General features: G+C 32.5%; 17 protein-coding genes and 1 pseudogene. 4 read left to right on the top strand and 14 right to left on the bottom strand.

Annotated elements, in window-relative coordinates; genetic code table 11:
• Positions 1 to 133: 133 nt before the first annotated feature.
• Positions 134 to 319, bottom strand: a complete 186-nt coding sequence (locus C7437_RS02500) for a hypothetical protein (RefSeq protein ID WP_111438056.1) — start codon at positions 317 to 319, stop codon at positions 134 to 136.
• Positions 320 to 376: 57 nt separating this feature from the next.
• Entirely contained in the window at positions 377 to 580 is a 204-nt protein-coding gene (locus tag C7437_RS02495) for a hypothetical protein (RefSeq protein WP_111438055.1), read from the bottom strand.
• Between the two features lie 322 nt (positions 581 to 902).
• On the opposite strand from C7437_RS02495, the gene C7437_RS02490 reads away from it, so the two are divergent.
• On the top strand, positions 903 to 1,163 hold the full coding sequence (locus C7437_RS02490) for a hypothetical protein (RefSeq protein WP_111438054.1): 261 nt from the start codon (positions 903 to 905) through the stop codon (positions 1,161 to 1,163).
• A gap of 422 nt (positions 1,164 to 1,585) precedes the next feature.
• On the opposite strand, the gene C7437_RS16845 is transcribed toward C7437_RS02490, so the two are convergent.
• The 7 genes from C7437_RS16845 to C7437_RS02450 all read right to left on the bottom strand — a co-directional run bounded on the left by C7437_RS16845 (position 1,586) and on the right by C7437_RS02450 (position 10,611).
• Positions 1,586 to 1,759, bottom strand: a complete 174-nt coding sequence (locus tag C7437_RS16845; protein ID WP_170122295.1) for a hypothetical protein — start codon at positions 1,757 to 1,759, stop codon at positions 1,586 to 1,588.
• 885 nt (positions 1,760 to 2,644) lie between these two features.
• Complete coding sequence (locus C7437_RS02475; RefSeq protein WP_111438052.1) at positions 2,645 to 3,274, bottom strand: DUF1643 domain-containing protein; 630 nt, start codon at positions 3,272 to 3,274, stop codon at positions 2,645 to 2,647.
• Between the two features lie 95 nt (positions 3,275 to 3,369).
• Complete coding sequence (locus tag C7437_RS02470; protein ID WP_111438051.1) at positions 3,370 to 4,428, bottom strand: phospholipase D-like domain-containing protein; 1,059 nt, start codon at positions 4,426 to 4,428, stop codon at positions 3,370 to 3,372.
• A 293-nt stretch (positions 4,429 to 4,721) separates the two neighbouring features.
• Positions 4,722 to 5,585, bottom strand: a complete 864-nt coding sequence (locus C7437_RS02465; RefSeq protein WP_111438050.1) for a hypothetical protein — start codon at positions 5,583 to 5,585, stop codon at positions 4,722 to 4,724.
• Positions 5,566 to 6,933, bottom strand: a complete 1,368-nt coding sequence (locus tag C7437_RS02460; protein WP_111438049.1) for a hypothetical protein — start codon at positions 6,931 to 6,933, stop codon at positions 5,566 to 5,568. Before C7437_RS02460 ends, C7437_RS02465 begins: the two co-directional genes overlap by 20 nt.
• A gap of 2,261 nt (positions 6,934 to 9,194) precedes the next feature.
• Positions 9,195 to 9,989 carry an alpha/beta fold hydrolase gene (locus C7437_RS02455; RefSeq protein ID WP_111438048.1) on the bottom strand — a complete coding sequence of 265 codons (795 nt, stop codon included), beginning with the start codon at positions 9,987 to 9,989 and terminating at the stop codon, positions 9,195 to 9,197.
• Between the two features lie 151 nt (positions 9,990 to 10,140).
• Complete coding sequence (locus tag C7437_RS02450; RefSeq protein WP_111438047.1) at positions 10,141 to 10,611, bottom strand: HD-GYP domain-containing protein; 471 nt, start codon at positions 10,609 to 10,611, stop codon at positions 10,141 to 10,143.
• 666 nt (positions 10,612 to 11,277) lie between these two features.
• On the opposite strand from C7437_RS02450, the gene C7437_RS02445 reads away from it, so the two are divergent.
• The gene (locus C7437_RS02445; protein WP_111438046.1) at positions 11,278 to 11,688 is read left to right on the top strand and encodes a hypothetical protein; all 411 of its coding nucleotides are present in this window, start codon (positions 11,278 to 11,280) and stop codon (positions 11,686 to 11,688) included.
• A 447-nt stretch (positions 11,689 to 12,135) separates the two neighbouring features.
• Here the strand turns inward: C7437_RS02445 and C7437_RS02440 are convergent, their stop codons facing one another.
• From C7437_RS02440 to C7437_RS02420, 3 genes and pseudogenes are all read right to left on the bottom strand, one after another.
• Positions 12,136 to 12,438 (bottom strand): YolD-like family protein, encoded by a 303-nt coding sequence (locus C7437_RS02440; RefSeq protein ID WP_111438045.1) that lies wholly within the window; start codon positions 12,436 to 12,438, stop codon positions 12,136 to 12,138.
• A 560-nt stretch (positions 12,439 to 12,998) separates the two neighbouring features.
• Positions 12,999 to 13,073 (bottom strand): annotated as a pseudogene (locus C7437_RS17425) (YjcZ family sporulation protein); the annotation flags it as partial.
• 1,730 nt (positions 13,074 to 14,803) lie between these two features.
• Complete coding sequence (locus tag C7437_RS02420; RefSeq protein WP_111438042.1) at positions 14,804 to 15,688, bottom strand: LysR family transcriptional regulator; 885 nt, start codon at positions 15,686 to 15,688, stop codon at positions 14,804 to 14,806.
• Between the two features lie 137 nt (positions 15,689 to 15,825).
• On the opposite strand from C7437_RS02420, the gene C7437_RS02415 reads away from it, so the two are divergent.
• A complete protein-coding gene (locus tag C7437_RS02415) occupies positions 15,826 to 17,019 on the top strand; it encodes a coenzyme F420-0:L-glutamate ligase (RefSeq protein ID WP_111438041.1) in 1,194 nt (397 codons plus the stop codon).
• A 194-nt stretch (positions 17,020 to 17,213) separates the two neighbouring features.
• On the opposite strand, the gene deoD is transcribed toward C7437_RS02415, so the two are convergent.
• Together deoD and C7437_RS02405 are read right to left on the bottom strand one after the other, a co-directional pair.
• Entirely contained in the window at positions 17,214 to 17,933 is a 720-nt protein-coding gene (deoD, locus tag C7437_RS02410; protein WP_111438040.1) for a purine-nucleoside phosphorylase, read from the bottom strand.
• A 369-nt stretch (positions 17,934 to 18,302) separates the two neighbouring features.
• Entirely contained in the window at positions 18,303 to 19,460 is a 1,158-nt protein-coding gene (locus tag C7437_RS02405) for a pyridoxal-phosphate-dependent aminotransferase family protein (protein WP_111438039.1), read from the bottom strand.
• A 408-nt stretch (positions 19,461 to 19,868) separates the two neighbouring features.
• Here C7437_RS02405 and C7437_RS02400 point away from each other — a divergent pair, with 408 nt between their 5' ends.
• On the top strand, positions 19,869 to 20,435 hold the full coding sequence (locus C7437_RS02400) for a hypothetical protein (RefSeq protein ID WP_245909190.1): 567 nt from the start codon (positions 19,869 to 19,871) through the stop codon (positions 20,433 to 20,435).
• Positions 20,436 to 20,655: the final 220 nt, after the last annotated feature.

The following is a 20,655-nucleotide window of genomic DNA, read 5'->3' as shown; positions in this document are numbered from 1 at the left end:
ATGTTACCGAAAATGTAAACCACTTTTCAGAGGAAAGTTCAAAAAATTACACACTGCAGCCCAATGATCTACAACTAACGCACCCGTTACTTTAATAAGCATTTGTCCGAATGTACCTATCTTCTGTAAGACACTATTCCCATAATCCAGCAACTGCAATACTCCACACCATAATAGCGAATGATACCGTCAACCAAACTGTGTTTATTGAAAAATTCTCTTCAGCTTTCACCTTTTTGATAATGCTAATTAAATTTAAACAAAAAATAATTGCAAGGATAGGAGTCCCATACACTGCAATAAAAATAAAAAACATCACTGTTAATCCCCCTCTTCTCTTTTTCTTAAAGCACCTCGTTAGCTTAATAATTTCTTTTTATAAATGAAATATAAAACTATAAAGAACAGGAATGAGTAAAGCTAATCCGAGACAAACTATCGCTGTTAATTTTGACTGTTTTGTAATGCGTTCATTCCCTTTGTGTAGGTTTTCAAAAAATGTAAGTGTGAAATAAAAACTGAAAATAATGAGTAAAATCGAAATAATTCCAGCCCAACCTACTGTTTCTAAATTATTCATTTTATCCTCTCCTGACCCATTTTTTTACTGAACTAAACTGCTTACGTTAGTTTGAGTGTAACATTTCACACATTGATCACCGAAATCAACTTGATGTTCTAGGCATAAAAATAGACAGGTATAGTAAGCAATAAAAATGGGTTTTTGCGGGATTTGTTTCATTTTGAAGGTTGAACTGAACTAACTTAACTAGTATTCAATAATCATTATGGCTAATTTTCATCTCCAGTACTTTTTATTTCTCCCTTTAGCCGCTATTATTAAAATAGAAGATATTCATGAGAGATACTTATTCGATTATTGATGAAAGGAGAATAACTGTATGAAGCTTGTATTGTGTTTGCATTGTCAAGACCTCTTTAATCTTGCTCTAGAAGAGAAGTCATGTCGATGTGGATTAACTAAAGGCAAGTATATCAACCAATTACATGCTATATATTCTGGTGAACATGCCATGCCACTAGGCTTCGCTAATTCCTCCCTGATAAAAGCAATTCAAAATCAGCCGAAAGAAGGCTTGGGTGAGACATTTACCGCCTTTATCATTCCTAGAGAATGTGCAACCTTTGTGAAGGAAGATTAAAACTTATACTTATATGAATCCTCTTTTTATAATAAACGTAAGAGCGGGGTTAGATAAATGGACTTCAACAAACTGATGCTTTATGCCAATATTTTAGGCATATGCCTACCAGTAACATTAACGTTTTAGTTATTGCGAACCTAATCACTGGGCAACCGATTTATCCATACACAATCGTTGGTCTGGCCTTTGGCTATGCAGTAATGATAAAACGGAATATCTTGTTTCAGGACCTATGGCAGAAATGGTTCAAGAAAGATAAATAATAGTTAAGCTCCTTCTTCATCAAAAAACGGAACAAAGAGCAAATATTTTGGACATCTAAACATAATCTCTATAAAACTATTAATATTCGACTGCTTGATTATTTCCGTTCGCTTCAAAATCCTTCTGTAACTGTTCTTTTTAGTTCCTTTCAATAATTATTCTTTAATACTCTCAACGTGTGTAGGAGACAATACTAAAGTCTCAGCAATTTCATCAACCGTTATATTTGCATGGATTAATTTTGTAACGGCTATGGTGTTGTCCGTTATCTCATATTTTCGATTATCATTTGCGTTTTTCTCCGCTTCTTCCTTTATAAGTGATTCCAAAAAACCTCCCACTTATTATCTTCAATATAGAAAAAATTTAGATAACCTGCATCCACTTCTTTTCCCATTGAAGTTTTGTTCCTTCATCTTTCTTTTTCCGTAGCCTTGTTTTTACGTGAGTACATATGTTGAAGGTTAGAAGTCAATTGATTAAAACGCACATCGGATTGTTGCTGCCATATGGTTTCGCGAAATGACAAAATTTCATTGGATGCGGGCTTTTTCTCTCATGTTCAGTTCGCGTTCTTTGTTAGATTATTATAATGAAGGGAAAACGAATCTAAACAGTAAAGTGCCTAGATTCTTGTCCTTAATTCTCAGTTTATAGTATCCAAAATAGTATTGAATAATCTTACACCCAACTTTATCTATCTACTATGAAGTATATGAACTTCCCTTCAATTCCTTCCCAAGTTCTCTCTCATTCAAGTATTCCACTTAACAGAATAGATTTGTCTGAATTCTTAGGACCTGGTAACCGACATTAATTTATTTAATAAATTTATTGGTTATAGAATAAATAACCAAATAATAGACAATAAATATTGTATATTGGAGGTAAAATGATCATGATAATAATAAAAAAAAGTGATGATAAAATAATTTATTGCTACTGCTGTCGCAAAAGAACTCTATTTGTATGTAGAGATCTGCACAATAATAGTGGTGTAGATAGTCATTGTAGTGAATGTCCATACGTATGGTTTGAATGGCAAAATCGAGCCGTGGAGCGAGAAAAGGAAAAGTGGTTGGAGTATAATGGCGGAGTAGTTAATAAATTGAAAGTTAACAAAAAAGTCTTTATACAATAACGACCATTTTCACTTTCATTTTCTTCCGTTTAGAAGACATTAAAACCACGCGCGATTTAACACACCAATAAACTTATATTAGCACTATTGAACCGTTTTTAACTTGACACTTGTGATGATTAATAGCAACGTGTTTGTTATTGGGATTAGGATGTCTAGGATACTTTTTTTGGATAAGAATGTCTTCCGATTGAGAAGTTTCAAAAACATAGATATCGTTCTTATAATTCTTTTCAATGATATTCAATAAATTATTTGTCTCGATATCATAACAATTAGCCTTATCAGATGCATCTCCGCTACATTGACCATATCCCAGGAACAAGTGCGTTGTTGTACGAAGTGTTTTCTTAATTTCCTTTCTATTTTCTTTCATGGCAGAAAGGTATTCTGTCTCGGAAAGAGACTGTATTAAAGTATAGATTTTAGATGAACTAGGTTCATAGAATGGGTAAAGATTATAAAATCTTATCCAATGTATATCAGGTATATTCATATGAATGTATTTAGTTACAAAGTTTATGGTATCATCGGAATCAATGTTATCCGCACTGCTTGGATTCATAAGGATACAGGATGCAATACCTCTCTTTAAAGGTATTCTTAAAGAATTCCTAATTTCAACATTGCTATTAAGAGGATTCTTATCTGCAATAATACTGTTTATTTTAACTAAATCAGAGTCATAACTTCTTCTAGCCAAACAAACACCCCCTTTTCGGATAATATTTAAAGTAATAGTATCAAATTGCTTTAAATATTTCTCCGTGTGTTAAGTAAGTTGTTGAAAAAACTTGTTTATTTTTTCTTCAATTCTTTTTGTCCATTAATATGCTTTATTAGAAAATTCTTTTCCTCTACTAATTCTTTCATCCTCATATCGAGTAGTTCGAATAAACTATTAAAATCAGTATATGTTTTCCTTTTGAATATTTCATAATAAGGTTCATTGAACCACTGAAGGATACCTTTAATTATGTTTCGGCTTTCGTAGAAGGGATTATACCCGCCATAATCATCATCGGATTTAGGTTCAAAGCCAAATCTTATGAGGTAAGAAACTATATCATCTCCAACCATGTACTCCTGATATTCTGCATCATAATGTTCTTCAAGTAGAGATTCTAAATGTTCTAATTTATAACTTAAGAAAAAAGCATCAAACTCGAATTCATCCTTAAAATCCCCTATATAATCTTCTCCATTTGATTCTACCTTTATAATCAATTCGATATGTCGATCGAATAAGTCTTGATATGACTCCTTTATAGAGCTAATGATATTCTCTAGGTCGGTATATAGATTTATAAAATATTCTCCGTTTATAATTATCTTACTATCAATGGCAATTGTCTTCTTATGATTAGTTAGTAATGGAATTAATTCATTAGAGAGCTTCTCTATGTAATCCGTATTCTTTATAAGTATCCCTGCTTCGATATTTTCTTTACCATAAAAATTACCTGAACCGATATAAGCGATATTTTCTGTCATCACAATTTTTAGATGAGCGTCAAGATTAATATAGTGAGAAATACTGTCTTTATCTTTTTGAAAGAGTTCTATATAATTTTGTATATTTCTTCGTGCTGTTTTTATTGCTGCTGCTCTTCTTTCAGTAGACATTTTAGTAAGATGTTCTTCTTTAAAAACATTAGGTACACTTGAAATTAGAGTTACTTTTCCTTTTACATTCTTTAGATGTTGAAGGAGTTCATCATTGTATTTAATGCTGTAAGTGGTGATGAAGATTTCTTTAGCGTTAGGAAAGTCATTAAGTACATCCCGAAAGTTATATTCCCCTTGTGAACAAATAAATTCAATATCTCCTAGAGGAATCCTTGCTATCACTTCCATATTTTAAACCTCTTTCGATTATGTGATTTTAATGTTAATTGTATTTGAAAATATTTCATCTCAAATACCGTAATAAATTATATAAGAATAAGAGGAACCTTTTACTTCTCATCATTTGCACTAATTTTACTATCACATCATTATTACGTCCCAGTAGTACTTTTAAGTATTCGCTGGGGCGTTGGTATTTTTGGGTTTTTGGGATTGATTGTAGAGGATGTATAAAATAAACTATTAAATATACCTCTTGATGTGCAAAGATACAAAATAAAAAACGATTTTAAACCAAAAATTTATAAATAATTAATGTTACAACAGTACTTATTTTTTTTGCCCGATCCACATTTACAGGGATGATTCCTTCCAACTTTAATTTTCCCATTTATTTTTTCATCTGATGATACCAAATCAGAAAAATATGTCCATTTAAATCGATCATCAAAATATTTCGATGGTTCACCACACAGCATGAATAAAATATTATCTAAAAATGTTTTTTTAGGAATTGTATGCTCAGTCATAGTGTAAGTTATATTACACTTGTCTTGTACTAACATTTCAGGATATTTTTCTAAAATCCAATATTGAGCAATAATACTTCTTACTGTTGAAGGATAGTCTCTCCAAGTCATATCAGAATTAATTTTTTCAATTACTTCATTATTTCTTTTATCTCGTCTCATAACATCTCTACAATAGTCTCTAGCCGGTATCCATTCATCATTATTAAAAAGTATCATGTTCAATACCGGAATATTGTCATTAACTATATCAACTGCATCTTCAGGAAGAATTTCATTTCCCCCTATTTTCTCGATTCGCATAGACAAAATTAATAAATAGATTCCTACTTCGACTGGTACTTCAAGGTTTAAATCTATATTTTGAATTGCTAATATAGAAAATTTATCACCCCTCTTCTCTAAAACTACTGAATAGCATCCAAGACTGGAATCATCAAGACTGGAAACACCTAAGTATCTTCCATTTGGTCCATTTCCTGCTTCAGAATGAGCAATTAATAATGCTCGTACAAAGGGATGCGGCATATAATTTATATCTTTTTTTATTTGTCTGTTAACATAATCCATATAGACATTAAAACTCATTTCAAATTCATCTAATTTTGGATTAAAACTACTTTTTCGTTCTAGCATCAAATAACATCCCCATTACGCCATTTTTTAATTCTTTTTTTTCTTTATTTAAGCGAGAAAATTGATGCACAAAATCAAAGATTCCATAACTCGCAGTTACAGTTGAGATAAGAGGTAATAAAGCAAGGCTTGCAGGTATTAAACCTGAGACAGCTGCTCCAGTAACTACCAATCCATCAACCGATAATTTTTTCCTTAATTTACTATTAATTTCATCTATCATAAATGTATGGTCTAAAAAAGCTTCTTCTATATTACTCAAAACTTGATATTTTACTTTTTCCGATGTTAGAGCATTATTTGCATTGTAAATATTTTTTCTTAGAATATTTCTTAATTGAACTAATTCTTCTTCATTTCTTAGTATATTGAATTTTTCCATATCATAATTAATTAGCCATTTAAATTCACTTTGTTGTAATGATTCAAGAATTAAAGTATCGGGATCACTTTTAAAAATAAAGTGATTTTTATATAAATCCCAATAATCACTTCTATCAAAGATAATTTGTGAGTTTAATCCTATAGCATGTGTAAGTTCATAAGAAATATTAGAGAATTGACCAAAAATTTTGAAAGCTAAGGTTTTACCAATCGAAAAGTCATTTCCATTTTGAAAAGTACCAGAGATATTTTCATGTACTTCCATTAAATAATCTTCTACTGACATTCCTCTAAAATCTATTAATTGGGGATTTTTTATTAATTGCTTTATCGTCTCTAAATCATTAATAGAACTTAAATACTCAAATATTTCTTCCCTTTCATTAAAATCGCTTTCAAGTACATTATTTACATATTGTGTCCCATATTCTTCAGCAATGCCATATATTTCATTCTGACCTTTTTCATCAAAAATTGGTGGAATTATTATAAAAAGAGGAATAGCACCTTCTCCAAAAAATAATTTCTTTAATTCAAACAAATTGAAAGCATGTTGAATAATATTATAAATATACGCTTCATCTGTAGAAATAGGTTTAGTAAACATTAAATACCCTATTGGCTCTTTTATTAAAATTGTATCAACATAAAGAGCTGTTCTATTTATAAATCCATTATGATTTAGTGGAGAAATATTCCCACAATAAGTTGTTTTAAAAATATTAGAGTTATTAATAAAACTTATCATTCTGTCAGCATGCTTTTCCCAAAAATTGAATAAATCTTTTTGTAAATCTTCAATACTTGCAATTAGCATCTTTGAAGCTAATTGATATTTTTCTATTCTAAAGGCTTGTAAACTCACATCAAGCCCTGGAATATAAATAGTACCAAAATAGTCTTCTAATAACGTAAAATATTCCTCCGTTATTTTTTCAATCTCTCTTATAACCATTGAATCCAATATATTCACCTTCGTCTGGAAAAATTTACTTCCTTTAGTATGTATATCTTTAAGCACAAAGTCTATGTATTATTTTTCCATTTAAAATATTTTATAACTTACTTATTAGATTTTTTTTCGAAAATATATTATCATTTAAGTTCTATAATTTTTCCACTACATTCCTTTTAAAAGAGAAAATTATCTTATTACTTACTTCTTTAAAGAGAAATGATTGTAAATCATAAGGTTAAGATATAATGAAATTTTGATGGTCCTTGGTCACGCATCATTAGAGATTACAACCTCTACATATGCACACCTCACGAAAGAGCTACGTGAAAAGGGTTCCAAACAAACGGTAGGCATTTTTGAGCGGCTATCTATCGTATAAAATCGTGTATAATTTGTTTAAAGAGGTGTATAAATCGCACCTTTTCCAATTACTTTCTAACGTGAGTAACCCTTAAAACATAAAATGCGCTTCAAACACTTATATAACAAGGGTTTGAAGCGCTTTGATTTTTATTCAATTCTATCCAACCTGAACCCTTTAACGTCCCAGGAAGTATTCAAACCCCCAGTATTAAAATACATTAAACAAAGCAAACCTTTTTAAAAAACAGATCACTTGCTCACCAAAATGCTCACAGATTGCTCACAGAATTATTTTTTTCAGTTGTTTTTATTTAACACAGTTGATTTTACGATTGATGAAAACCTTGTTAAATCAACGTTTCCCATACTTATTTAACTGAGCTGAACTAGCTTAATTTAGCCAAATGATTTCGACAAGGTGGGGGTCGCTGGTTCGAACCCAGTCGGGACCATAACAATAAACCATTGGTACGTATGGGTTTACAGAAAAACACCATCCTTTATTGGATGGTGTTTTTCTATGTTTGACGCAAATTTGACGCAAAACACTTTATATTTCGTTATATAAAGTTATAAACCATTGTATCGACAAGTTACTTCACTCGTTTTTAGCAACTTTTCTCTTTGAACCGTCATTTTCTTTAACCCACTCATTCAACCACTCAATTTCCTTTGGCTGCAAACTCTGTTCTTCCTTCGTTTCACTATCTACTACGTGGAAAAACCACTTTTTAATAATTTTCCTTTGTTTCTAGTAGTGAACATTTTAATTTGCCACATGTTCTCGAATCCTTTTTTCTCTACGTATTTTTAGTTCAGTACATAAGAAAACGGCATATTATCCTTTGAATTAAATAGATACACATTCAATTAATAGTTCTGCAAAGTTCTCTCTAAAATCCTCTACTGAAAAAAAACTGTTTTCTGTCATGCTTGTTGTTATAATAATTCCTCCTGAAAATTAATGTTTTTTTACATTCTCGGTTTTTTTATTCTTCTTGAAACAAAAAAAACTTCCGAATAGGAGATTGTTTGGATAGCGTTATGCTATGTGCAATCTTCAACCCGGAAGGCTGTATATACTATTTGTTTATAGGTCAAAAAAAAGTAAAAAATCAAGGGAATATATACTATTATATCGTCGATTTTGAAGTATTCCTATTCAGTGGAAGCGGGAGAAAAATAAAGTAAAGGGTATATGTATACACCGTAACAACTATCGCTAGTTTCGTTGTTCGGTGCAACTGTAAAGATGATATAGCAGCTCGTACATCACTCGATTGGTCGATTGAAAACCAAACTTCATAATTAGATGTTTCGCTTCCAGAGAAACCAAGTAAGCTGCTACCTTGTTCGTTTTCACTTGTTTAAAGCTTTTTTTACGAGTCGTTGACCTATTTGTGTATTTCGAAAAACAAGATGGACTAGAATGACATCAATAAAGGTTAAGTTTTCTCTTGTTTGTAAATCAATTCCTTCACCAAAAGATATCAGTTCGACGATCTCTGCTCCGAGATACGCACTAAGGATAGTCTTTCCAACTTTATACAGACTTCTAAACTATTAAGAGGTTCTATTTCTAGTCTACTCACATCTGACTTTGGGAAATTACTTTTGAAGATACCCAAAGTCTATTGTGTACTATGTGATTATTTTGATTTAGCTAAGCATCAATTTCACCGATATACAAAGGTGTAACCACTCTGAACCTTCCTCTTCTGTAATTTCCGCATAAATAGTATACTTTCAAATTCATCGGATTCTAATTAGTAGAGTGGATTTTTTAGGTGTTTTATTGAAATAAATAAATGGGGTGTCGAAAGATATTTTAATAAAAAAAATCGAGTGTAACTCGCTAGAGTTACACTCGATTTCATGTAGTTATACTTTATGAATCAACCAATTTAACCGACTTCTTCTGATACCCTTCTATGTTTCTCAATAAACGTGAGAGATGCAAGATTGAACTCTTGTGGCCTTTCTATATTACAAACATGACCACAATGATTGAGGATGATCATTTGAGCGTTTGCATCTCCTTTTATATCTTTCTCTAATACCTTCACAAACAAGTGGTCTTCATCACCTGAAATATAGAGCTTAGGAATATTCCCACTCGTTTCTTGTACAGTTTGATAGGTTGTATCTGCGTTTCGAATTAGATCAAACCATGAGAGAAAATTGGTTTTCTTCATTTTTTGAGCTTCTCGTATAAACAACTCCCTAGACTTCTTGTGATTCCTTTTCGGCATCATAATATGTGCAAATAAAGAATAAACCAACATAAAAGGAGTCACTCCTTTTATTAACCTACCCATTAATAACAACGTTTTAGAAAATAGGTTGAATCCTGTAATAGTACCTCCTAAAACCACACTTATCACTCGTTCAGGCTCTTTTTGTAGAATGTGATGAATGATAATAGAGCCTAATGATATTCCGACAAAGTGTGCCTCTCTAATCCCCAGTAAATCCATTATTTTCCCTATTTCTTCAACCACTAAATCATAGGTAAACTTCTTTTCGTACGCATCTGTATCTGGAGACTTTCCATGTCCCGGCAAGTGAATAGCTAACACATTAAATTTCTTTTTATATTCATCGATTTGTTTATAAAAGATTTGGGAATTACCACCTATTCCATGCAACAGAACAATATGGTCCAAACCTCCCCCTTGGTAATATTTATAATCTAACATTTATTCATCCTTTCAACACTTGTACTAGTTACTAAATTGTAACTGTGTCTATTTGTTCTTTCAATCATTATCTTCATAATATACAGTATTTTAAGTTGCTTATGACCTTTAAGGCTTTTGAAAATACCCTAACCCGAAAATGACTTTTTGCTTACAAAGAAAAAGTACAAAACCGAAAAAAAGAGAGACAAATATATCTCTCCTTATAACAATGCCTCATCATAATTTCCATCGCTTCATGTGGAAGTAATGAATTTTTCCCTGCAATTGGTCGAGTGAGGTTATCAAACATATCAGCTACAGCAATAATCTTCGCAAATAAATGAATGTCCTTTTCTCTGAGACTTCGAGGAAAACCCGAACCGTTAAAGTTTTCGCATCGTTGGTAGGCACAATGAGCGATCAACAAATTTAAGTCTCGTTCCTGTCTACACATTTCAAACCAAATTTCCGGATACTTTTCCCACTCATTTTGTTCTTCTTCTGTGAATTCTTCTTTCGTTAAAAGTTCCTTTTTGAGTTTGGTCTTCCCTATCTCATGGAAAGTCCCACCTAGTACTTCAAAGCCTCCATCTCTAGTATATGCGCTTTTGATATGTCTCCTAAACTGATTAAAAAACAATCTCCTTCTAAAGCTGGGAACATTTCTATTCTTATATTATCAAAATAATCCAACTCTCTTTAAAGTCCTCCTGAATTTATCACAGTATATAAAATATTTGGTTATATTACATTTTCGGTATAAATATATTCTTAAAATGAATAACCAATATCCTTGCTCTTTTTTATAAATCACTACTTTTCATTTAATCCTTATGATTTCCCCTCCACCTCTTATCTATTTTCTTGATTAATGCTGTCTTTTAATAAAAGGGTAGTGATCAGGACCTCATATTTAAAAAGCCTAATTTTTCACTTATATTACCGAGAAATTAGGCTTTTTATATTTGGATTCTCTTTAACATTGTAAACGCGATTTCTTGATGCTGCCCATCTGAAGGAAGTTGTCTTTTTAAGTTAGATGGGCAAAATAGCGCTTAAAATTAGTGCAAATTATCGCCTAAAGTGACAATGTGCTTTTTTCTTGCTATTTATGTAATAAAACCCTGTTCATTATTCTACGTTCAACAACCTATCCTGATTTATCTTAACTGTAGCACTTAATTTGCCAAACGGTCTTATATAAATATCCCTATTATTTTTCACATAGAATCAAATGCTGATACAAGCTATGTCCATAGGATTTATACTATAATAGTATTATTGTAAATTTAAGGAGGTTCAGTAGATGGAGAAAATTGCCCGAATTGTTAAGACATTATCAAGTGGTAAACATGAAATAACGATTCACATTCCTAATGTTCGATACGCTAAAGAAAATGATTTGTTGTGGAAAAGACATGGAATCACCCATAAAATGATTGAACATAATATGGAGCTATGTGGATTTGACATAGTTTCTTACGAAGAACATAATGGCTCTCAAACTAAAATTACAACAAAATGTTGTAATGTTGATTGTAATGGCACATGTGAAAAAAAGTATGGTAATTTTATTTCACATGAAAGTTTGCCATTATGTGCATCATGCACTTCAATTGTTATGTCCATAAACAGAAGCAATAAACGACCAATCGTAGCAATTAAAGGCTCTGAAAGAAGTTACCCACTTTTAAACGTTACGGGTGCAACACAGTGAAAGCGGGAAAGGTAATACTGAAATTAAATCATAAAGGATTAGCTATTATAAAACAGTTGTAACCTGTTTTCATCAAAAAAGTAATACAGACCACCTGTCTACTCTTCTGTCCGCATAATTAACTTTTTGTACCGATCTTATTTTACTCAAATGACTTTAACACTCGTGAAAACCTTATTAAACCAGACTTATTTAACTAAATCGAATTCAATTTAACTTGGTTATTTAAGGGTTACAAATTCGACAAGGTGGGGGTCGCTGGTTCGAGACCAGTCGGGACCATATTGCTGAAATCCCTTACCATCAGGGATTTCAGCCTTTTCTATTTCGAAAAACAATCAATTAATTGATTGACTTTTAGTACAGCGTGACGGATTTTTCAAAAACGTTTTTTTAAAACTTTGAACAATAAAAACAGCCACCTTCCATTACGGTCGGTCGTTTCCTTTATTCTAAAACTGTTACATCTACTATTTCATCTAGCTTCAACATAAAAGACTTGAATACATCTTCCATTTCGATTGTTCGTCTACCCAAATCCACCCAGATAATTTTTCCATTATGAAAAATGAATTTACCATCATCCCAAGTTTTTATCTTGACATCTACATTTCGTTTCATAGCTATTTCGATGTTTTCTTGTATCGCATCCAGGTCCCATTCATCTAAATCAGGTCGAGGTACTTTTTTAATTTCTTTATTATATTGTCTAATCAGTGCTACGTGCTCTGGCAACATCATGGCACCCATTTTTTACTTCCTCGATCACGTATCTTTGACAAGTCCAATTGATGATCCATCTCCTCGAAGTGCTCCATCAGATAGCATCCCTTTCACGATTCACGACTAGAACAAATGCAAGTACATTTTCTATTTTGAAAGTCCTTTTTGTACCACGCAAGAAATTATAAGCCTGAATAAATCTGGTGAAACACTCAAAACTTTTACTCGCCTTTTACTGATTTCACCTTTGTTATTCATGTAAATAATTTCTGTAATCTGACTATATTGCATGTACTTCAAAATATTTATAAGCACATACGTTCCCTATAACTCTTTTCCGCCATACGAACAATAGTTCTATTTTATAACAAGTAAATTTTGGACAAATAAAAAAAGCGACCAACTCAATTAATGAGAAGGTCGCTTTTTAAGAAGAGGAGATACAAAATAGGAAAGTATCTAACATTTAAAACTTTTTACTAACCATTTTTCTTAAAGTCCTTAGGCGCATCGGACAAATTATACCCCATGACTAAAAAGTGACGTTGCCAAAGCTGAAACACTGTCTAAATCTACATCATATTCGTTTAGTACTTCATAAAACTTGCTCCTACAATAATAAGTAGGATAAACAATACTACAATCAACACGAAGCTAGATCCGTTATTACTGTAGTTGCTGTTTTCGCCTCCGCTATATCCATACATCTTATACCCCCTCCTTCCCTCTTACTATTTATAGATTATGTAGAGATTGTAGGATGGTTAGGGTAATCTATCTTGTAATTATGAATATTATTTGTATCTTACTGTAATGAACATTTTAACAAAGCTCCCAAAATGACTATTATCGTAACTGCTAATTGAATAAAATATGTATGTATTTCCATCATTTATTCCTCCTTGTATTACTTTCCCTACTTCCACTAAATTGCTTTTTTTGTTGAAGAAAAGCTATCTTAACGATTAGCTAATACTGAAACTGTAGTAACCTGTTTTCATTAATTGAGTAATACAGACCACCAGTTTACTTTTTTGTCCGCATAATTAATTTTTTGTACCACACTTATTTTACTGAAATGATTTTATAGACAAAAGCCACAAACCTTGATATCTGAGGTTTGTGGCTTTTTATTTAGAATTCAATTTGTAATTATTAGTTTGGGATAAATTGGGGTTTAGATTCATATTAACTCAGTGAGCCTAATTACTTTAAGCATTGGATCTGGATTCTTCATCTTAAATCGATTCACTGCTACTTTTTTTATGGCATAATGTTCTTCCTCGGACATTTTTATCTTAGGATACTTTCTTTCACTATATTCATAGCCTAATGCTCGTAAAAAACTTAGAAAAGATGTTGTGTATTCAAACGAAGATGAATATCTAACATATTACTGTTGAAAAGTGTTTTAAAACACATTGACCAGGCTTTAGGGGATATAGAAAAACTACAAAATAGAACCAGTCTTAGGAAAAATATCGCTGAAAGTAGCAAGCCCAATAATTGAACGATACGAACAAAAAGCGTCTCCATATACTTCAAGGTCGAATAGTTTTTATTTCACTGTTCACATATTCCTTAAGGATTAGTAATTCCAATACGTCTTGCGCGGAATATTTATAAGTAGCATGCTCAGGAATAAGTTCGTTGAATTGTCTAACTAAATCATTAAGCGTTTCAAAATAAAAATTATCCATTGCTATTTCAAATTTAGTAATAGCGTTCACCTTCTTCTTTTTTAGAAGTATGAACCTATCAGGTGAGATTTATTCAGTTGAATAGGATAGCTGATGTTGCCAGCTTGCTTGAAATTAGCAAGGAAAAGAAAGGTGTTAGAGTCAGCCCTATAGTGAAAACAAATTTTCCAGCTACCAGTTCTAATGGTAGCAGATCTTAACGCTGATAATCTAAAAGGACCTTGAAGCTTTCTACATGTTCATGTTCCCCGGATGAAATAACTTCTTTAGTGGGGTGTAGGCAGCCTTATAAAGGTTTCAGCAAGTTGTACGGGGCGCTAAGTACTGATGATTGACCACGCTATTTTAGTCTGTAGCAGTATTATTACTTAAATGTACGCTTCCTTTAGATGAAGTATTTTATTTGCCGTTGTACACACCATGGAATATTCTACTAATTCCCATACGAAAAGACCCATCCCACCCATTTCAGATAAGATGGGTCTTAATTTTATGTCCAAACAACCATTAACGTAACTCCAACCACGCAACTGCTTCACAATGTGTTGAGTGTATATAGCAGCACACAAGATGCTAGTTACTTTATGTTAAATACTTGGTTGCACTGAAACGACTTTTACGTCTTTCCTAATTAAACCTCACATACTTCTGATACGGGTCACCGTAATACATCTAAATGAGTTTTTACTGCTTCAGACATTATTTATATGTTCTACAAACTTCTTCGCAGCACGTGATAACGGAATATTTTTTAAATAGCAGATGCCAATACTCCTTTTTGGAATTTCCTCTTCTAGCGTTATCTCGTATAAATCTCCTCTTTCTAAATAATCCCTAGAAAACTCTCTTATGACACATGAAATACCTAGATTTATTTTTGTAAATTCTAAAACTAGATCATACGACCCGAGTTCAAACACAGGTGAAACTTGAAAGCCCTTCTCTTTAAAGAAATTTTCGACAAACATTCGTGAATTTGATTTCTTTTCTAAAAAAATTAGGGGCATTCTCATTAAACTTTCTAAACTAATCGGTTTTTCCGTTAGTTTTTTATATTTTTCTCCGCATACAAAAATATCTTGGATTTCCTTACAAGGGATGACTTGAAGATGCTTGTCGTGGACCGGTAAATTACATATCCCCACATCTGCCTTTCCGGATTTAATAAAATCACATATTTCTGATGTGGTTCCATTTAATATATTTAATTTGATTTCAGGGTAGCTATTATGGAATTCTTCCAAATAAGGTAATAAAAAATAGCGAGAGATAGTATCTCCAACTCCGATACGTAATTGTCCAGTCTTTAATGTTTTAAATTCTAATATTTTATCTTCTGCGATATTAATTATTCCTAAAGCTGAATTAATATGCTCATTTAACAGTTTTCCTTCATTTGTCAATGTTACTCCCTTTGATGTTCGATAGAAAAGCAGTATTTCCAATTCTTTCTCCAACTTTGAAATTGCTTGACTAACAGCGGATTGGGTCATATATAGTTCTTGTGCTGCTTTAGAAAAACTTTTATTTCTGCTAACGATGTTAAATATACGGTATAAATCCAATTTTCCTATCATATAAGTTCTCCTAATATCACATATAATATTTATTAATTTTACTTATACCACTTTAACAAGGTATAGTAAACTTATAGGTGTTAGAACATTAGCACATAATATGATTTAAAGTGTACTTGATTAGGGGAGAGATTATATTGACAAGAGCAGTTGGAACAATAGTACGTGGACTTCGCGGTCCAATCATTAACCAAGGAGATAATATCGAACTAATCGTAGTTGATACGGTTTTAAATGCAGCAAAAAAGGAAGGATTTTTGATTGAGGATCGTGACATTGTAACAATAACGGAATCCATTGTCGCTCGTGCACAAGGAAACTATGCCTCAGTTGACGATATAGCAACAGATATAAAAGCAAAATTCGGTGACGACACAGTTGGCGTCATTTTCCCAATTCTTAGCCGTAATCGATTTGCCAATTGCTTACGAGGGATTGCAAAAGGCGCAAAAAGTATAGTTTTAATGTTGAGTTATCCAGCCGATGAAGTTGGGAACCACCTTGTAGACATTGACGAACTAGATGTTAAAGGCATAAATCCATGGACTGATGTATTATCTGAATCTGAGTTCCGTGAACACTTCGGTAAAATTCAACATCCATTTACCGGTGTTGATTACATCGAATACTATAAATCTCTAGTCCTGGCTGAAGGTATAACTTGCGAAGTTATTTTCTCAAACAATCCAAAAACCATATTAGATTATACAAAGTCTGTATTAACTTGTGATATTCACTCACGTTTCAGAACGAAACTAATTTTAACAAAAAACGGTGCTGAAAAAGTATATGGTCTTGATGATATTCTTTCAGAATCAATCAATGGTAGTGGCTTTAATGAAGAATATGGTCTTCTAGGATCAAATAAAGCAACAGAAGAAAGCGTCAAATTATTTCCGAACAACTGTCAACCAATCGTTGATGGAATTCAAGCAAAAATCAAAGAAGTAACAGGTAAAACCGTAGAAGTAATGGTTTATGGAGATGGAGCATTCAAAGATCCAGTCGGTAAAATTTGGGAGCTTGCGGACCCAGTAGTATCTCCTGCTTTTACTCATGGACTTAACGGTACTCCAAACGAAGTGAAATTAAAGTACTTAGCAGATAACAATTTCTCACACCTTCGTGGAGAAGAGTTAAAACAAGCTATATCTGGATTCATAGAGAATAAAAACGAAGACTTAGTTGGTGCGATGGAAGCTCAAGGTACCACACCTCGTAGACTAACAGACCTAATTGGATCATTATCTGATTTGACTTCTGGTAGTGGAGACAAAGGAACACCAATGGTCTATATCCAAGGTTACTTCGATAACTATACTAAATCATAAGGTAAAAAGGATGTCTTGATTAAGACATCCTTTTTACTTTTATATTTTTATACCCAATTCACTGCAGAACAAGATTTGATTAAGAAAGGTTTTTTCTCACAAAAATATATTATGGAATGATGTTTAGGCTGTGTATCTCCTCTTTGACACAATTACATTCATCCAAGTAAAGAGGTATTTATGACTCCCATTACTTATATTATGTCTAAAGCTATTTCTATCATCTTTGTAAATGAAGTTTGTCTCTCCTCTTGAGTTGTTTGTTCATGTGTAATCATATGGTCACTTACTGTTAAAATTGTTAATGCTTTAGCTCCAGCACTAGCAGCATTTAAATATAAACTTGTCGTTTCCATTTCTTCCGCTAATATTCCCATCTTAGCCCACTTTTCTGTTGCAGTTTCATCAGCATTATAGAAAACATCACTAGATAGTACATTCCCTACATGAACCTTATAATTCTTTTCATCAGCTATTTTCTTAGCTTTCTCTAATAATTCATAAGATGCTGTAATTGGAAATTGACCTGGAAGATTCCATTGATGTGCATAATTTGAATTTGTCGCTGCTCCCATTGCAAGTATAATATCATATAACTTAATATCATTTTGCATAGCCCCACATGAACCTATACGAATTAAACTTTTAACCCCAAAAATATTAATTAGTTCCCATGAATATATTGCCATACTTGGTGACCCCATACCGGTACCCATAACAGAAACTTTCTTTCCTTTATATTCGCCTGTGTACCCCAGCATACCTCGAACTTCATTAAAAAGAACTGGTTTTTCTAAAAAGTTTTCAGCAATAAACTTTGCACGAAGTGGATCTCCTGGCAAAAACATAGTTTCTGCTATTTCTACTCCATTTGGCTTAATATGTGGCGTTTCTTTTAATTTATTGTTTTTCATTTGTTTCTCTCCTTAATATCTTTATATTATTGTTAAACTGTATCGTTTAATTAAATTTCTAGTCTACTTATATTATTTACTATAAACAAAAAATATCAAGCATAAACTAATCAACATTGATAGCTTCCTGATCTGATTCAAAGTTTTATCAAGTTTCCCATACAATATTCACTATTATTAATTTTGAAATTTTTTTGTCCCTGTGTTAGAAACAAACATGAATGTTTCTAACACAAGGACATTTTATTAGGGACATTTTATTAAATAGACAAAAGCCACAAACCTTGATATATAAGGTTTGTGGCTTTTTTTGTCCCTGTGTTAGAAATAAACGTGAAAGTTTCTAACACAGGGATATTTTTTAATATGTTACTTTCTTAATGAGGACAAGAAAACATCTTGTGCCGCTTTTACTCCAGCTCCAGGCTCAAATTGATAGGATAAATCCTGCAAACCTGCTTCCATTAGAGAAACTGATTGAAGGATATCACTAGGGAAGCAATAGCCCATATGTCCGAATCTGAAAATTTCGCCTTGAAGATGACCGAGACCACCAGCAAAATCAAGGTGATACTTCTTCTTTAGATGTCCTAAAAAGGCTGTAAGATCTAATCCTTCTGGGGTACGTATCGCTGTAACTGTAGGTGATGCATACTTATCACTTGTTAATAATTCAATTGACAGGGCTCTCATGGCCTCACGAACCATGTTTTTCATAACTTCATGTCGTTCAACCGTTTTTGAAATACCGCCTTCCTCCTCAACTAAATCGCAAACAGCAGAAAGACCTTTGATGAGCGAAATTGCCGGAGTATTAGGTGTCATTCCTTTTGCTGCCCATTCACGGTAACTTAACAAATTTAAATAATAAGCAGTAGAATGATTAGCCTCAATCACTTTCCATGCTCTTTCACTTACGGCTAAAAGGGCAAGACCCGGGGGAAGCATCATCGCTTTTTGTGAACCTGTTACCAAAATATCAATACCCCATTGGTCCATTTCAGCAGGGACACCCCCAATACCACTTACTCCATCGACTATAAAGATAGCATCTGAATGGTTGCGAACCACTTCGGCTAATTGCTCGATAGGGTTTAGGATTCCTGTTGAAGTTTCGTTATAAGTAGCAAAAACAGCCTTAATATTGGATAGTGGTTTTAAAAATTCAATCAGATCTTCCTTGGTACAAGCTTCACCCCAATTTTTTGCAAGTTTATGTACATGTAAGCCATATCTCTCACATATGGAAATGAAATAATCCCCAAAGGCACCTACTGAGATGACGACTACCTCTTCACCAGGAGAAACCGTATTTACCACAGCTGCTTCTAATGCTGCCGTTCCGCCCGAAGGAAGAAGTAAAATATCTTGCTTCGTCCCGAAGAAAGCTTTTACATTTTGTGTTACTTCTTGATAAAGATTAACAAATTCTACTGTACGATGGCTAATCATATCTTGTGTCATTGCCAGTTCCACTTTTTTAGGAATTGGAGTAGGTCCAGGATGTCTAAGAATATTTGGATACATAATTTTTCCTCATTTCTACATTTTAATAAAATTTATTTTCTAGGTTGGATAAGACCTTGCTTTCCTCTTAAAACCGTATTGTAAACGATAATACAGCCACTATCCCTTTTGTTTTCAAATAAAATTTTACTGTCTTCGTACGGTTATCTTATAAACGTTCTTTCCATGAGATTCAGATCGCTTATTATAGTTACCTTAGCATAACTCTTATTTAATTTCAGTACATGTTTTTTGTCCCTGTGTTAGAATTAAACAAGAAAGTCTAAATATTCACATTTGTTTAAAGAAACGTGAATGTTTCTAACGCAGGGATATTTTTTAAATAGGCCCTAACTTGATTAAGAATATTCATACTGTTGAATCATTACTATAACGAGTAGCATATAAAATACAAAGGGGTGGTTGTAAATGAAGAAAGCAAATGTTTTAATCGGAGTGTCAATAGCATCAATGCTCGCATTGACTGGTTGTGTAAGCGAATCAACCAATGAAAAAGTAGAAACAGCTCAAACGGTGGAAAAAGCAGTAGAAAAGCCTGAAGTTCAAAAATCGGATAAGGTTCAGGATGATTTGTTAAGTTATATGAACGAGATCATGCCTTCACTTGCGGAACAAGAAGTAGAAGTAATTTCCTTATACGATAGTGTTTCAGGTCCTAACTATACAGATGATGAAACGATGTATAATACAATATTAGACGAAGTTATTCCGAAATATGGAAAGTTCATTACGAATTTAGAGGAAGTAAAAGTAGAAACGGAAGAATTAAGGAACATACATGAGAACTACATTAAAGCTGTCAATATTCAAAATAGTGGCTTTGTCACTATTCTTTCAGCACTGGAAGAGCAAGATATGGATAAAATGAATGAAGCCAATGAGAAGCTTACCGAGGCTAGAAAGATGATGAGGGACTACCAAACTCAAATTCAAGCACTTGCTAAAGAAAATGATGTAATAATTGAAATGGAATGAAACCTGTCTACATCGGCTGTAATTGAATGATTTTTTTGTCCCTGTGTTAGAAACAAACATGAAAGTTTAAACATTCACATTTGTTTAAATGAACGTGAATGTTTCTAACGCAGGGATATTTTAATATAATCAATATTTTACTCTTAATTCAGCATTAATTATTCTACTGAAGAAAATTTATGCATTAATATTCTTTTAACAGATTCGTCTATTCTTTCCT

The organism is Psychrobacillus insolitus (assembly GCF_003254155.1).
Classification (GTDB): Bacteria; Bacillota; Bacilli; order Bacillales_A; family Planococcaceae; genus Psychrobacillus; species Psychrobacillus insolitus.
The sequence above is the reverse complement of the archived record's forward strand: the minus strand, read 5'-3'. Positions and strand labels throughout refer to the sequence as shown.

What these genes read in the sequence shown, in the direction of transcription:
- C7437_RS02420 (WP_111438042.1), bottom strand. Translation starts at nt 15,688, where the DNA reads ATGATAGGAAAATTGGATTTATACCGTATATTTAACATCGTTAGCAGA.
- C7437_RS02455 (WP_111438048.1), bottom strand. Translation starts at nt 9,989, where the DNA reads ATGTTAGATTATAAATATTACCAAGGGGGAGGTTTGGACCATATTGTT.
- C7437_RS02470 (WP_111438051.1), bottom strand. Translation starts at nt 4,428, where the DNA reads ATGGAAGTGATAGCAAGGATTCCTCTAGGAGATATTGAATTTATTTGT.
- C7437_RS02405 (WP_111438039.1), bottom strand. Translation starts at nt 19,460, where the DNA reads ATGTATCCAAATATTCTTAGACATCCTGGACCTACTCCAATTCCTAAA.
- C7437_RS02495 (WP_111438055.1), bottom strand. Translation starts at nt 580, where the DNA reads ATGAATAATTTAGAAACAGTAGGTTGGGCTGGAATTATTTCGATTTTA.
- C7437_RS02440 (WP_111438045.1), bottom strand. Translation starts at nt 12,438, where the DNA reads ATGGGTGCCATGATGTTGCCAGAGCACGTAGCACTGATTAGACAATAT.
- C7437_RS02400 (WP_245909190.1), top strand. Translation starts at nt 19,869, where the DNA reads ATGAAGAAAGCAAATGTTTTAATCGGAGTGTCAATAGCATCAATGCTC.
- deoD (WP_111438040.1), bottom strand. Translation starts at nt 17,933, where the DNA reads ATGAAAAACAATAAATTAAAAGAAACGCCACATATTAAGCCAAATGGA.
- C7437_RS02465 (WP_111438050.1), bottom strand. Translation starts at nt 5,585, where the DNA reads ATGCTAGAACGAAAAAGTAGTTTTAATCCAAAATTAGATGAATTTGAA.
- C7437_RS02490 (WP_111438054.1), top strand. Translation starts at nt 903, where the DNA reads ATGAAGCTTGTATTGTGTTTGCATTGTCAAGACCTCTTTAATCTTGCT.
- C7437_RS02445 (WP_111438046.1), top strand. Translation starts at nt 11,278, where the DNA reads ATGGAGAAAATTGCCCGAATTGTTAAGACATTATCAAGTGGTAAACAT.